Origin of the sequence: Massilia niabensis (genome assembly GCF_042655085.1) — a bacterium.
In the GTDB taxonomy this organism is placed as follows: Bacteria; Pseudomonadota; Gammaproteobacteria; order Burkholderiales; family Burkholderiaceae_D; genus Telluria; species Telluria niabensis.
Genome location: NZ_JBHSMU010000015.1, coordinates 689,312 through 703,184 on the forward strand (window position 1 = coordinate 689,312; position 13,873 = coordinate 703,184).

A 13,873-nucleotide genomic window follows, 5' to 3' on the forward strand; every position below is an offset into this window, starting at 1 on the left:
TGAACCAGCTGCCCAGTGCGGACGTGTGCCCTTGTGTGAATCCAGCCAATGAAAAAAAGCTTACTAAACGTCTTCTGGCTGACAGCCATGCAAGCGTCGAACGCGGCTCTGCCGTTGCTCGTATTCCCGTTCGCGCTGGGTGCGGTCGGGGAGCACTACTACTCGAAATTGGTGGTCAGCGAGGCACTGGCGGTATTTTTGTTAGCGGTTGTCTTGTACAGCTTTGAAATAGATGGTGTTGCTGGTGTAGTCGGTACCGATCCCAAACGGGATCGCGCCAGGCTGTCGAAGTTACTATGCGGCATCGTGATCACACGGCTAGCGCTGTTCTTGATTTTTCTGCCTGTGCTGGCAGGCGTCGCATGGCTACTCGACCCCCAATTAGTGCTACCCGCATTGGCATGGTCGCTGGTTCCGCTGAGTTTCGCGATCCAGCCGAACTGGTTTTTCCAGGGTTTAGGACAAAACGCAGTCGTCGGCGCGATTACAGTGGGAGCCCGCTGTTCGGCTGCCGCCGCCACTTTGTTGCTTGTAAAGGATGCTTCCAGCTACATGTTGGTGCCCCTGGCGATTGGTGTCTCGTACGTCATCGGCGCAGTACTGGCTCTTGCTTACGCGTTTGTTGGTAACGGACTTGGATGGGGCTGGCCCGGTAGCACTTATTTGAAAAAAATTCTCATAAATGGACGCTTTATCTTTTTCGGCAATCTCGGCGTGACCCTCTATCGCGACGCTAACGTGCTGATACTGGCTGCGATCGGTGTTCCAAGCGCGATGATTGCCGCCTATTCACTCGCCGAGAAACTGGTCAAGTCAGTTCAGGCCGCAATCCGACCGCTGAACCAGCATTTTCTCCCTCATGCCATGCGAATTGCGCGGCGTACTGACGTATCGCGCCGCTCGATATTACAAGGACTGCTCCGGTTAACGTTGCCGCAAATGGCGGCGCTGTCGGCATTAATCGGCGCTCTATATTTAGCTTACCCGTGGGCGAAGGGTGAACTCGCGTTTGTGCGTGCGATGGGCGATCTCAATCAAGTCGTGTCACTGCTTGGGATCATGTGTATTGGCGCACTAGTAGGTGTGGCCAATTTCATGCTGGGCAGTGCTGGCCTGAATGCAATGGGCGAGAGCGTCTATCTCTTCCGTTCGATCATCGTTGCCGGAGCGGTCGGTGTGGCCACGTGTACGTTCGCCGGGCTATATGCGGGTGCGTACGGCGCAGCGCTCGCCTTTGTCGCCGCCGAAGTAGCCCTGCAGTTAGCAATTATCAATAAATATTTGCAAGCGTCCGAATACGAGCTGTCATGGAAATAATCGATAAACTTGTAGCCATTTGCTTCAGCTTCGGCATCCTGTTCCAAGCCGTGGTAGTGCGTCGCCTGGTAGGAACCTGGTTATTTCCTGCTACCCTGTTCAGCCTTTTCTGGTTTTTCGCCACGATAGTGCCACTGGCCTTCCTGTTTTTGGTCCCGGTGAGTCCGCTCGCGATGATCTATATCTTTTGCGCGTGCATCCTGTTTTCTTGCACGGCACTGCCGTTTCACTGGCGCGCGGCGTTCCTAAAGAACAGCCTTCTGGGCCCAACCGAAAATTACGGCTCCCCGTTCATGGTGCGCAGTTTTTATTTGTTTTCGGCCGGTGCGGTCGTTACCCTGATCATAAGCATTGGCGAGCAAGGATTTTCCCTCACCGATATCCTGCTGAACTTCCTGGCAGTAGCTAATCAATATATGGCGAAGCGATATAGCGATGAGCTTTCGACAAGCATCTTTAGTCAGCTTAGTTTCGTGCTCATGTACCCAGCTGCAATCTTTGGAGGACTCGTGTTCGACGAAGCAAAGTCGGGAAGGAAAAAACTGTTGTACATGGCACTCGTCCTGATGCCGTCCCTGCTGGCGTTGTTGGTGCAGGGCGCTAAAGGCAATCTGTTCCTGGTGCTGGCGTTTTTCTGGGGTGCGATCCTCATGGGTAAACTCAACAAGGGCGAACGCACGCTGTTTCGAGAAATAAATTGGGTGAAGACTTCAATCTATTTGTTCGCCGTTTTTGTCATGTTAATCATGTCGTTTTTGTCGCGTGGCCTTTTCGAAGAGACGGACAATAACGTTATCGTCAACGGTCTGATCAGGTATTTCGCATCGTATACATCGGCTCATCTTTACGCGTTTTCCGATTGGTTTTCCTATTACGTCGGCGCCGGATCGGTGATGAATTACGATCTCGATGGCGAGGCAAACGGTTTTTACACTTTCATGTCGGCGTTCAAACTTGCCGGAAGCCAGAAAGAGACAGTGCCGGGCGTTTATGGCGAATATTTCTATTATGGCGAATTTATCACCAGTAATATCTACACATGGTTCAGGGGACTGATAACTGACTTCGGTCTAAGCGGGGCAGCCGTATTCATGTGCGTCTTCGGCGCCATCAGCCACCTAATGTTTTTTGGCGGATTAGTACTGAAGAACAGAGTAATCCCGCATACCTTCTTTATCCATTTTATCGGGTTTGTTTACACCACATATATCATCAGTTTATTAATCTGGAACAGCGTATATACCAGCTTTATTATCGTTGCCGTTGTCCTGATCGTAAACAGATGGCTGAACGGCAACCGTCACTTTGCCTCGCTTCCCCAACCGGCAGTATAAAAATTATGGAAATCGGATACGTTTGCACTAACTTCAACAACAGCGCCTTTACTCGAGGCGCCGTTCGCACGCTACTCGCCAGCGAGGGCTGCGAGTACCGTATTTTTGTGGTCGACAATGCGTCGAACGAACAGAACGTCGACGAACTGCGTCGGCTGAAGGAGGAATTTCCATCGGTAACCCTCTTGCTTCGTAAAGACAATGTCGGGTATTTTCGCGGGCTTAATGCCGGGATCAGGGAAATGCGCCGCCTGCACCCGACGCTGGCCTGGGCGATCATTGGTAACAACGACCTTGAATTCCCGCTCGATTTCAGCGAAAAATTGCTGCGCAACGCGCCGCGACTGGAAAAGCATATGGTGATTTCGCCGGACGTTATCACGGTCGACGGCCACCATCAGAACCCACACGTCATCTCCGCGATTAGCACGGTCCGCGAAATCTTTTATGACCTGTATTACGCGAATTACCACCTGGGCATGCTGATCCAGAAAGTTGCCGGGATGCTGCCGTCGATATCCAAGCGTTCCGACGAAACCCATTGGCAGGAAGCTCGCCCGATTTACCAAGGACATGGTTCCGTCTATCTCCTGACGCCGCGCTTTTTCGAGCGCTTCGAGGAGTTGTGGGCCCCGACCTTCCTGATGTCGGAAGAGTATTTTTTGAGCAAGCAGTTGAGCGACGTCGGAACCCAGGTCTACTACGACCCATGCCTCCAGATCGTGCATCACTGGCATGCGTCGCTGGCCAAGTTGCCGAGCAAGCAGCGCTGGATTTTCGCGCGGGACGCGCATCGCGAATATCGCAAATACGTCAAAGTCTTCGGTTAATAACAATCAGGCGCCTGGCGGTCAGTGGACGGCCGGCGCAGCTAGGAAATTCATGAGTGAGTATCAAGTTTGTACCAGCTGTGTGATGGACACCAGCGACAGCAAGATCACCTTCGACGCCAACGGCGTCTGCGATCACTGCAACGGTTTTGAAACCGACGTACGCCCGAATTGGCATCCGAATGATGCTGGCAAGGCAATGTTCCGCGCGCAGATTGAAGAGATCAAGAAATCTGGCAAGGGCAAGCCGTTTGACTCCATTATCGGCATGAGCGGAGGCCTCGACAGCTCCTACCTGCTGCACCTGGCCGTGACCGAATTCGGACTGCGCCCACTGGTGTTCCACGTCGACGGCGGCTGGAACACCGACCTTGCGGTGAACAATATCCAGATGCTGGTCGACAAGCTCGGCCTGGACCTGTACACCGAGGTAATCAACTGGGAAGAGATGAAGGACTTCCAGCTGTCGTTCTTCAAGGCCGGCGTGCCGCACCTCGATATTCCGCAGGACCATGCGTTCGTAGCGACCCTGTACCATTTCGCGAACAAGCACAACATCAAGTACATCATCAACGGTGGCAATTTCTCGACCGAGTGCGTGCGCAACCCGAAGGAATGGCTGTATTACGGAACAGACATGGCGCAACTGCGCGATATCCACGGGCAGTTCGGTACGCGGCCACTGAAAACCTATCCGTTCAGCAGCGTGCTGTTCCATAAGGTCTATCTGCGCCACATCCGGGGGGTGCAGGTCGTCAAGCCCCTGAACTACCTGCCGTACACGAAAGAGCATGCCATCAAGGTGCTGTCGGAGACGTACGACTGGCGTCCTTATCCCCAGAAGCACTTCGAATCGCGCTTTACCCGCTTCTTCGAGGCGTACTGGCTGCCGACCCGTTTCGGCTACGACACGCGCCGCGTCCAGTTCTCGAGCCTGATCCAGACGGGCCAGATGACGCGTGCCGAGGCACTGGCAAAGCTGGAGCAGCCTGCCTACGATCCGGCCACGATCGATGAGGATTTCGAATACATCGCGACCAAGCTCGGCATCACCGTCGAGGAGCTGCGCAGCTATCACACGATGCCGAAGAAGACCTACAAGGATTACAAGAACCAGGAATGGATGTTCGACCTGGGTGCGAAGGCGCTGAAGATGCTTGGCGTCGAGAGGTCGGTCAAGCGATGATCGCCATTATCAATTACGGCTCGGGTAATGTCGGCGCCATCGCCAATATCTACAAGCAGCTGAAGATCCCGCACGTCGTGACCGGCGACCTGGCCGAGCTGGCCGCGGCCGAACGCTACATCCTGCCAGGGGTTGGTGCCTTCGACGCGACGATGAGCTACCTGAACAAATCCGGCATGCTGGACATGCTCAACGAGCAGGTCCTGGTCAGGAAGAAGAAAGTCATGGGCATCTGCGTCGGCATGCAGATCCTCGGCGATTCGAGCGACGAGGGAGAACTGTCGGGGCTGGGCTGGATCCCGGGCCATATCCGCCGGATCGATGCCAGCACGCTCCCGGCCAACCCGAAGCTGCCGCACATGGGCTGGAACTCGGTGAAGCCGCGCGATGGTGCCCACCTGTTCGACGGTGTCGACAGCGAGCGCGGCTTTTACTTCCTGCACAGCTACTACTTCGACGCAGCCGCGGCAGACAACGTGGCCGCGACAGTGGAGTACGGAAATGAATTGACCTGTGCTGTCGCCCGCGACAACGTATTTGGAATGCAATTCCATCCTGAAAAAAGTCACGCGAATGGCGTACGCGTTTTCAGAAACTTTGCGGAGCTGTAACCGATGCTGCGATCCCGAATTATCCCGTGCCTCCTGATGCAGGACAGCGGCCTGGTGAAAACCCGCCAGTTCAAGGAACCAAAATACGTTGGCGATCCGCTCAATGCGGTAAAGATTTTCAATGAGAAGGAAGTCGATGAGCTGATGTTTATCGATATCGACGCTACCGCCCAGGGGCGCGGACCCAACCTCAAATTGCTGAAAAGCCTTGCGGTCGAGTCGCGCATGCCGCTGTGCTACGGCGGCGGCGTCGCCAGCGCCGCACTGGCGGCAGAGATCATCGCGCTTGGCTTCGAAAAGGTGTCGATCAGCGCGGCCGCGCTCGCCCGTCCTGAGCTCATCCAAGAGATTGCCCAGGCCGTCGGCTCGCAAAGCGTGGTGGTCACGCTCGACGTCCGCAAGAACAAGTTCCTGGGTGGATATACCGTCTATACGCACAACGGCCGCGAAAAGAGCAGGGTCAACCTGATCGAGTTCTGCCGCCAGGCCGAGGCGCTTGGCGCGGGCGAGATCGTCATCAACATGATTGACCGCGACGGCGAAATGTCGGGGTATGACCTCGACCTGGCCAAGAGCGTGCGCGCCGCCGTGACCATTCCGCTGACCATCCTTGGCGGCGCGGGCAACAGCGACCACATGCAGCAGCTGATCGACACGATCGGCCTTGCCGGCGCCGCCGCCGGCAGCATGTTCGTGTTCAAGGGCCCGTATCGCGCAGTCTTGATTAACTATGCGCGGCCGAGTCGCCTGCGCTGATTTTGGAATAAAAAGAATGAAGCAAATTTTGCAGGACATGGGCCAGGGCGCCACCTATATCGCTGAAGCGCCGGCACCGAGCGTTTCCCATGGCAGCGTGCTGATCGGCACCACGACCAGCCTGATTTCCGCCGGCACCGAACGGATGCTGGTCGGCTTCGGCAAGGCGTCGTACCTGGACAAGGCGCGCCAGCAGCCGGAAAAGGTCAAGATGGTGCTCGAGAAGGTGCGCACGGACGGCCTGATGACGACGATCGACGCGGTCAAGTCGAAGCTGGCCCAGCCGCTTCCGCTCGGCTATTGCAACGTCGGCGTCGTGATCGAGGCCGGCGCCGGTGCGGCCGGCTTCAAGCCGGGCGACCGTGTGGTCTCGAATGGTCCGCACGCAGATGTGGTCAAGGTGGCGAAGAACCTGGTGGCGCGCATTCCCGACGGCGTGGACGACGAGTCCGCCTCGTTCGTGGTGGTGGCCAGTATCGGCCTGCAGGGGATCAGGCTGGCCCAGCCGACCCTGGGCGAATGCTTCGTCGTTACCGGCGCCGGCCTGATCGGCCTGCTGACAGTGCAGCTGCTGCGTGCGCAGGGTTGCCGCGTACTGGCGATCGACTTCGATAACGCCAAGCTTGCCCTGGCGCGCCAGTTTGGCGCCGACACCTGCAATCCCGCCATCGGCGAAGACCCGATCGCAGCGGCAATGGCGTTTAGCCGCGGCCAGGGCGTCGACGGCGTGATCATCACCGCCTCGACCCAATCGAACGACCCCGTCACGCAAGGCGCGCGCATGTGCCGCAAGCGCGGCCGTATCATCCTCGTGGGCGTCAGCGGCCTGGAACTGAACCGCGCCGACTTCTACGAGAAAGAACTCAGCTTCCAGGTCAGCTGCTCTTATGGTCCGGGCCGCTACGACCCGTCGTACGAGGAAAAGGGCCAGGATTACCCGCTCGGTTTCGTACGCTGGACCGAGCAGCGCAACTTCGAAGCCGTGCTCGACATGCTTGCTAGCAAGCAGCTGGACGTGGCGCCGCTGATCACCCATCGTTTCGCGTTCGAAGACGCGGAGCAGGCGTATGCCAGCCTGACGGCCGACAAATCCGGCCTTGGCATCCTGCTGCAATACAAGTCCCCGCGGGCCGGGCGCATGGCGACCAGCGTGCCACTGAAGGCCGACGCCCGCTTCGAACCGCAGCGCCCGGTGCTCGGCTTCATCGGCGCCGGCAATTATGCGTCGCGCATGCTGATCCCGGCATTCAAGGCGGCCGGCGGCCAGTTCCACACGATCGTCACCGCCGGCGGCATCAATGGCGTCATCCACGGCGAGAAGGCCGGTTTCGCCGAAGCGTCGACCGACGTGACCGCCATGCTCGCGAACCGCGAGATCAACTCGGTGGCCATCGTGACGCGCCACGACACGCACGCGCGCTTCGTGGCCCAGGCGCTCCAGGCCGGCAAGCACGTCTTTGTCGAAAAGCCGCTGGCAATCGACCTCGACGGCCTGGCCGCGGTCGAGGCGGCCTACGGGTTGGCGCATGCCGGCGCCGGGGCCGGTCGTGGCGGGCCGCAGGTGATGGTCGGCTTCAACCGCCGTTTCGCACCGCAAGTGCAGAAAATGAAGGCGCTGCTCGCGCCGGTCAAGGAACCGAAGTCCTTCATCATGACGATGAACGCCGGCGCGATCCCGGCCACCCACTGGACCCAGGATGAGGCCAGCGGCGGCGGGCGCATCATCGGCGAGGCTTGCCACTTCATCGACCTGATGCGCTTCCTGGCGGGCAGCCCGATCGTCTCGATCCAGGCGCGCCGGATGGGCGCGTCGCCAGGCGTGGCGATCACCGAGGACAAGGCGGCGATCACGCTCGGCTTCGCCGACGGCTCATTCGGCACCATCATGTACCTGGCCAACGGCGCGGCCAGTTTCCCGAAAGAGCGGGTAGAGGTGTTCGCCGCCGGCCGCGTCCTGCAGCTGGACAACTTCCGCAAGCTCACCGGCTACGGCTGGCCGGGTTTCAGCAAGATGAACCTGTGGAAGCAGGACAAGGGCCAGGCCGGTTGCGCCGCAGCCTTCCTGAAGGCGGTCGAGAGCGGCGTGCCGGCGATCCCGTCGGCGGAGATATTCGAAGTCGCGCGCGTCACGATCGAGGCCGCAAGCATCCTGCGCCAGCAGCAAGACGCGTACTGATGTCCCTGCTGCTGACGAAGGCCCGCACTGCGCTGGCTCTGGGCATTCCCAACATCCTGCGTGCGACCGCGTACTCCGCGGGCGTGCGTACCGGGCTCAATCCGGTACGGCGTCTGCGCGGGGAAGGGCCCGCGGGGCCTTTCTTCGCGCCGTCGCGCCTGGCGCCGCCGGACGTGGCTCCGGTCAGCGGCTGGCAGGACAGCGGCATGCTGTTCAGCCGCTGGCCGTTCGCCATCTCGGACGCGCCGCCGGACTGGCTCGCCAATCCGCTGACGGGACAGCGCATGCCGGACCCGCATCGGCCCTGGTATCTGATCCCGGACTTCGACCCGGCGGTCGGCGACATTAAGCTGATGTGGGAACTGTCGCGCATGGACTGGGTGCTGGCCTTCGCGCAGCGTGCACGAAACGGCGACCAGGCTGCGCTGGCGCGGCTCAATACCTGGCTGGCCGACTGGTTCGCGAATAATCCCCCGTATGCCGGACCAAACTGGAAGTGCGGCCAGGAAGCGTCGATCCGGGTGATGCACTTGGCCGGCGCGGCGCTGGTGCTGGGCCAGGTGCGCGATGCCTGCCCGGGCCTGCGTAGCGCCTTGCAGCTGCACCTGCAGCGCATCGCGCCAACGGTGCAGTACGCGATGGCGCAGGACAACAACCACGGCACCTCGGAAGCGGCTGCGCTGTATATCGGTGGCAGCTGGCTGGCAGCGCTCGGCGTGGCTGGCGGGGCCGCATACGGCCGCATGGGCCGGCGCTGGCTGGAAAATCGCGCCGCGCGCCTGATCGGCACGGACGGCAGCTTTAGCCAGTATTCGGTGAACTACCATCGGGTCATGCTCGACACCTTCTGCCTGGTCGAAGTCTGGCGCCGCCAGCTCGCGCTGCCGGAGCTGTCGCCGCGCCTGCAAGCACGGGTGCTGGCGGCAGGCGAGTGGCTGCGCCACCTGACCAACGCCGCCACTGGCGACGCGCCAAACCTGGGTGCCAACGACGGCGCGCGCCTGCTGCAGCTGGCCGACACCGGCTACCGCGACCACCGTCCCAGCGTGCAGCTGGCGCTGGCGCTGTTCGGCAACCGCCGCGCCTATGCGCCAGAGGGCAGCTGGAACAATGCCCTGCGCTGGCTGGGCGTGGCCCTGCCAGGTTCGGTGGCGCCGATGCCGGGGCAGCAGGGCGGCGACGACGGCGGTTTCGCCGTACTGCGGCGCGGCGCGGCACTGACGCTGCTGCGCTACCCGCGATTCCGTTTCCGGCCCAGCCAGGCAGACGTCCTGCACCTCGACCTGTGGGTGGGTGCGCAGAATGTACTGCGCGACGCCGGGACCTACAGCTACAACACCGATCCCAAATGGCAGCAGTATTTCGGCGGCACCGCTGCCCACAACACCGTGCAGTTCGACGACCGCGACCAGATGCCGCGCCTGACCCGCTTCCTGCTCGGAGACTGGCTCAAGACACGCTGGAAGGGCAGGTTGCAGGAGAACGGCGACGGAGCGAGCTTCATGGCCGGCTACCGCGACGGGCAGGGTGCCAACCACAAGCGCGGCATCACCCTGTCTGAAAGCCGCTTGCGTGTCGACGACACGCTGGGTGGAAAGTTCGGGAAGGCGGTATTGCGCTGGCGCCTGGCGCCTGGCGCCTGGCAACTAACGGTCGCGGGCGCGACCGCAAGGCTGATCAACGCGCAGGCTGGGCAAGCGCTGACAGTGCAAGCAGGCATGCCTCTCAAGCGGTGCGAACTCGTCGAGGGCTGGGAGTCCCGACATTACTTGGAAAAAACAGCAGTACCGGTCCTCGAGCTCGAAGTGCACGAGGCAGGTACGCTGGCAACGGAGATTAGCTGGACATCATGAAGGTATTATATTTTCACCAACACTTTTCAACCCCGAAGGGTTCGTCCGGCATCCGTTCATACGAAATGGCGCGGCGCCTGATCGCGCGTGGCCACGACGTCACGATGGTATGTGGCAGCTACGGCGGCGGCGAAACCGGGCTCGCCCATGCTTTCGAAAATGGCCGCCGCCGTGGCATGGTCGACGGGATCGATATCATCGAATTCGACCTGGCCTATGCCAACGCCGACGGACTCGCTAAACGAGCACTGACCTTCCTAAAATTTGCCATACGCAGCGTCGCTCTCACCTTCCGTGAAAGCTACGACGTCGTTTTCGCCACTACGACGCCACTGACTGCGGGTATCCCGGGTATCTTCGCGCGCTGGCTGCGCGGCAAACCCTTTGTGTTTGAGGTGCGCGACCTGTGGCCGGAACTGCCGCGCGCGATGGGTGTCATTCGCAATCCCCTGATTCTCGGCGCGATGTCGATGCTTGAATGGGCAAGCTACCGCTCGGCCCACAACTGCATCGGCCTGTCGCCAGGGATTGTTGAAGGCATTGCGCACCGGGGCGTTGCCCGCGAGCGCATCGCAATGGTGCCCAACGGCTGCGACCTCGGTATCTTTACTGCCGAGGTCCAGCCCTGGCGCCCCGAGCAAATCAGGAGCACCGACCTGATGGCAGTGTTCGCGGGTACCCACGGCATGGCCAACGGCCTCGACGCCGTGCTGGACGCAGCGGCCGAGTTGAAGCGTCGCGGGCGCGACGACATCAAGGTATTGCTGATCGGGCAGGGCAAGCTCAAGCCGCGGCTGATGGCGCGTGCCCAGCGCGAGGGACTCGACAATGTCGTGTTCCACGACCCGGTCAACAAGGCCCGCCTCGCTGGCCTGATGGCGTCCACCGATGTCGGCCTGCAAATCCTGGCCAATGTGTCGGCCTTCTATTACGGCACCTCACCGAACAAATTCTTCGACTACATCGCGGCCGGCCTGCCTGTGCTGAACAACTATCCGGGCTGGTTGGCGGGAATGATCGATGAAAACCGGTGCGGATTTTCTGTACCGCCAGACGATCCTGGTGCGTTTGCCGATGCGCTCGAGCGCGCTGCCGACGACCGGGCCGCCCTGCGCCCGATGGGTGAGCGCGGGCGAGCACTCGCAGAACGGGAATTCAGCCGCGCACTGTTGGCCGACCGCTGGGTCGACACGCTGGAACAGACCGCGCGCCACCGCGCTTTGCAGCCGGCACAACCCTAACCATACACAGTTCGATGGCCCGACCGGACAAACGTCCGGCGTGACCTCGTGCAGCCCTACATTACACAAATTCCGGAATTGTCTTGAACTCAAAGAAACGCATCATGCTTGTTTTTGGCACGAGGCCAGAAGCAATCAAAATGGCACCACTGTACTACGCACTGAAGAACTGTCCCGATGAGTTCGAAACGCTGGTCTGTGTCACGGCACAGCACCGGCAAATGCTGGACCAGGTCCTCCAGGTATTCGGTATCACCCCGGACATTGACCTTAACCTGATGAAGGCGGGCCAGGATTTGTTCGACGTCACCGCCTCGGTGCTGACCGGCATGCGCGACGTACTGAAGGAGTACAAGCCCGCCGCCTTGCTCGTGCATGGCGATACCACCACCACCCTGGCCTCGGCCATGGCGGGCTTCTATGGTGGCGTGCCGGTCGGACACGTCGAGGCGGGCTTGCGCACGCATGACCTGCATGCGCCGTTCCCGGAAGAGCTCAATCGCCAGGTAGCCAGCAAGGTCACGCGCTGGCATTTCGCCCCGACAGCCTTCAGCAAGCAAAACCTGCTCAATGAACGGGTGCCGGAGGCACACATCGAAGTCACCGGCAACACGGTCATCGACGCATTGCTGTGGGTATTGGACCGGATCGATACGGACGAAGAACGCAAAGCCGCGCTGACGCAATTCCTAGGGGCACGTCTTCCCTTCGATTGGCAGAACCGGCGCTTCATCCTGATCACCGGGCATCGACGCGAAAATTTCGGCAACGGCTTCCTGCAGATCTGCGAAGGGCTGAAGGAGTTGGCGTACCGCTATCCAGCCATGCATTTCGTTTATCCGGTGCACCTGAATCCGAACGTGCAGGAGCCGGTAAACCGGCTGCTGGCCGGACTGCCGAACATCCATCTGGTCGAGCCGCTCGACTACGAGCCTTTTGTCTTCTTGCTCAAGCATGCGCACATCGTGCTGACTGACAGCGGCGGAATCCAGGAAGAGGCACCGAGCCTTGGCAAGCCGGTACTCGTCATGCGTGACGTCACCGAGCGGCCGGAAGCGGTACAGGCCGGAACCGTCCGCCTGGTCGGAGCCGACCGCGACCGGATCGTGAGCAATGTTGCTGAACTACTCGACAATCCTGACAGCTACAAGTCCATGGCACGCGCGCATAACCCGTACGGCGACGGCAAGGCTTGCGAGCGCATTATTAATGTATTGAGGAACATTTGAAATGAACAAGAAAACCATTTGCGTGATCGGCCTTGGGTATATCGGCCTGCCGACCGCAGCGCTGCTCGCCAGTAACGGATACAGCGTCGTCGGCGTCGACCTGAACGCGTATGCCGTCGACACCATCAACCAGGGTCGAATCCATATCGTCGAGCCCGACCTGGATGCCTTCGTGCGTTCGGCCGTTACAGCCGGGCGCCTGAAGGCGTTCACCACGCCGCAAGCTGCCGACATCTACATGGTTTGCGTACCGACACCGTTCCACGAAGGTGAAGGCATTCCTCAGCCAAACATCGACTATGTGCTCGCTGCCACGCGCAGCATTGCTGGCTTCATCAAACCAGGCGACCTGGTGATCCTCGAATCGACCTCGCCGGTCGGAACGACAGCCGCCATGGCGGAGGTACTGCAGGAAGCCGGGGTCGACGTTGGCCAGGTCAATATGGCCTACTGCCCGGAGCGTGTACTGCCTGGGAAGATCATGACCGAACTGGTTGAGAACGACCGCGTCGTCGGCGGCCTGACGCCTGAGGCTACGAAAGTGGTCGGGGAGTTCTATCGCACGTTCGTGCACGGTGCCGTCCTGGAAACCGAAGCAAAGACCGCCGAGATGTGCAAGCTGACCGAGAACAGTTTCCGCGACGTGAACATTGCTTTTGCCAATGAACTGTCGATGATTTGCGCTAAGGAAGGCATCGACGTCTGGGACCTCATCCAACTGGCGAACCGCCATCCTCGCGTGAGTATCCTGCAGCCTGGTGCCGGCGTTGGTGGCCATTGCATCGCAGTCGACCCCTGGTTCATTGTCGCCCGCGATCCGGAAAACGCGAAACTGATCCGGACCGCACGCGAAGTCAACAACCACAAGACTGCGTGGGCCATCGACCAGATCAAGATCGCAGCCGCCGATTCGACTGCCAGGACCGGGCGTAAAGCAAAGATCGCCTGCCTCGGCCTCGCATTCAAACCCGATATCGATGACCTGCGCGAATCGCCGGCGGTGCACATAGCGCAATCGCTGCAGGGACAAGGCTACGAGATTATTGCAGTCGAGCCGAATATCGAAGAACACACCTCATTCAAGCTCGTGGAATTGAGTGATGCACTGCGCACTGCCGATGTGGTCGTGGTGCTGGTAAAACATCGACAATTCCTCGATCTTCAGGTCAAGCGAAAACTGGCCGAGTTGACTGTACTGGATTTTTGCGGCGTGACGGCCTGAGTTCAGCAGTGCCGCCGGCAGCTGCAGGGTGATTCCAACTGCTGCCGGGTATTCGTGTTGTTGTCTTGCAACAAAAGAGTCTGCTGCGATGTTTTCCGCTGCCCTTGGGGCGATTTAA

The 13,873-nt window shown here is 60.0% G+C and carries 11 protein-coding genes; all 11 read left to right on the forward strand.

What is annotated here, in order from left to right; translation table 11 throughout:
* Positions 1–48 precede the first annotated feature (48 nt).
* The 11 genes from ACFPN5_RS17525 to wecC all read left to right on the forward strand — a co-directional run bounded on the left by ACFPN5_RS17525 (position 49) and on the right by wecC (position 13,755).
* Positions 49–1,317, forward strand: coding sequence for an oligosaccharide flippase family protein (locus ACFPN5_RS17525; RefSeq protein WP_379785063.1), 1,269 nt, complete (start codon positions 49–51; stop codon positions 1,315–1,317).
* Positions 1,308–2,651, forward strand: coding sequence for an O-antigen polymerase (locus ACFPN5_RS17530; protein WP_379785064.1), 1,344 nt, complete (start codon positions 1,308–1,310; stop codon positions 2,649–2,651). The genes ACFPN5_RS17525 and ACFPN5_RS17530 overlap by 10 nt, the downstream gene beginning before the upstream one ends.
* Before the next feature lie 5 nt (positions 2,652–2,656).
* Positions 2,657–3,481 carry a glycosyltransferase family 2 protein gene (locus ACFPN5_RS17535; protein ID WP_379785065.1) on the forward strand — a complete coding sequence of 275 codons (825 nt, stop codon included), beginning with the start codon at positions 2,657–2,659 and terminating at the stop codon, positions 3,479–3,481.
* Positions 3,482–3,533: 52 nt separating this feature from the next.
* On the forward strand, positions 3,534–4,667 hold the full coding sequence (locus tag ACFPN5_RS17540; RefSeq protein WP_379785066.1) for an N-acetyl sugar amidotransferase: 1,134 nt from the start codon (positions 3,534–3,536) through the stop codon (positions 4,665–4,667).
* A complete protein-coding gene (gene hisH / locus ACFPN5_RS17545) occupies positions 4,664–5,278 on the forward strand; it encodes an imidazole glycerol phosphate synthase subunit HisH (protein WP_379785067.1) in 615 nt (204 codons plus the stop codon). The genes ACFPN5_RS17540 and hisH overlap by 4 nt, the downstream gene beginning before the upstream one ends.
* 3 nt (positions 5,279–5,281) lie before the next feature.
* Positions 5,282–6,034 (forward strand): AglZ/HisF2 family acetamidino modification protein, encoded by a 753-nt coding sequence (locus ACFPN5_RS17550; protein WP_379785069.1) that lies wholly within the window; start codon positions 5,282–5,284, stop codon positions 6,032–6,034.
* Between the two features lie 16 nt (positions 6,035–6,050).
* Positions 6,051–8,210 carry a bi-domain-containing oxidoreductase gene (locus tag ACFPN5_RS17555; protein ID WP_379785070.1) on the forward strand — a complete coding sequence of 720 codons (2,160 nt, stop codon included), beginning with the start codon at positions 6,051–6,053 and terminating at the stop codon, positions 8,208–8,210.
* The gene (locus tag ACFPN5_RS17560; RefSeq protein WP_379785071.1) at positions 8,210–10,063 is read left to right on the forward strand and encodes a heparinase II/III family protein; all 1,854 of its coding nucleotides are present in this window, start codon (positions 8,210–8,212) and stop codon (positions 10,061–10,063) included. The genes ACFPN5_RS17555 and ACFPN5_RS17560 overlap by 1 nt, the downstream gene beginning before the upstream one ends.
* 65 nt (positions 10,064–10,128) lie before the next feature.
* Positions 10,129–11,304 carry a glycosyltransferase family 4 protein gene (locus tag ACFPN5_RS17565; protein ID WP_465263177.1) on the forward strand — a complete coding sequence of 392 codons (1,176 nt, stop codon included), beginning with the start codon at positions 10,129–10,131 and terminating at the stop codon, positions 11,302–11,304.
* 104 nt (positions 11,305–11,408) lie between these two features.
* The gene (wecB, locus tag ACFPN5_RS17570) at positions 11,409–12,533 is read left to right on the forward strand and encodes a non-hydrolyzing UDP-N-acetylglucosamine 2-epimerase (protein ID WP_379785734.1); all 1,125 of its coding nucleotides are present in this window, start codon (positions 11,409–11,411) and stop codon (positions 12,531–12,533) included.
* Position 12,534: 1 nt separating this feature from the next.
* Positions 12,535–13,755 carry a UDP-N-acetyl-D-mannosamine dehydrogenase gene (gene wecC, locus ACFPN5_RS17575; RefSeq protein WP_379785073.1) on the forward strand — a complete coding sequence of 407 codons (1,221 nt, stop codon included), beginning with the start codon at positions 12,535–12,537 and terminating at the stop codon, positions 13,753–13,755.
* Positions 13,756–13,873 lie beyond the last annotated feature (118 nt).

Bases quoted from the DNA above. Each gene is read 5' to 3' on its own strand.
- ACFPN5_RS17560 (WP_379785071.1), top strand. From the start codon at position 8,210: ATGTCCCTGCTGCTGACGAAGGCCCGCACTGCGCTGGCTCTGGGCATT.
- ACFPN5_RS17530 (WP_379785064.1), top strand. From the start codon at position 1,308: ATGGAAATAATCGATAAACTTGTAGCCATTTGCTTCAGCTTCGGCATC.
- ACFPN5_RS17535 (WP_379785065.1), top strand. From the start codon at position 2,657: ATGGAAATCGGATACGTTTGCACTAACTTCAACAACAGCGCCTTTACT.
- ACFPN5_RS17540 (WP_379785066.1), top strand. From the start codon at position 3,534: ATGAGTGAGTATCAAGTTTGTACCAGCTGTGTGATGGACACCAGCGAC.
- ACFPN5_RS17565 (WP_465263177.1), top strand. From the start codon at position 10,129: ATGGCGCGGCGCCTGATCGCGCGTGGCCACGACGTCACGATGGTATGT.
- ACFPN5_RS17525 (WP_379785063.1), top strand. From the start codon at position 49: ATGAAAAAAAGCTTACTAAACGTCTTCTGGCTGACAGCCATGCAAGCG.
- wecC (WP_379785073.1), top strand. From the start codon at position 12,535: ATGAACAAGAAAACCATTTGCGTGATCGGCCTTGGGTATATCGGCCTG.
- ACFPN5_RS17555 (WP_379785070.1), top strand. From the start codon at position 6,051: ATGAAGCAAATTTTGCAGGACATGGGCCAGGGCGCCACCTATATCGCT.
- ACFPN5_RS17550 (WP_379785069.1), top strand. From the start codon at position 5,282: ATGCTGCGATCCCGAATTATCCCGTGCCTCCTGATGCAGGACAGCGGC.
- hisH (WP_379785067.1), top strand. From the start codon at position 4,664: ATGATCGCCATTATCAATTACGGCTCGGGTAATGTCGGCGCCATCGCC.
- wecB (WP_379785734.1), top strand. From the start codon at position 11,409: ATGCTTGTTTTTGGCACGAGGCCAGAAGCAATCAAAATGGCACCACTG.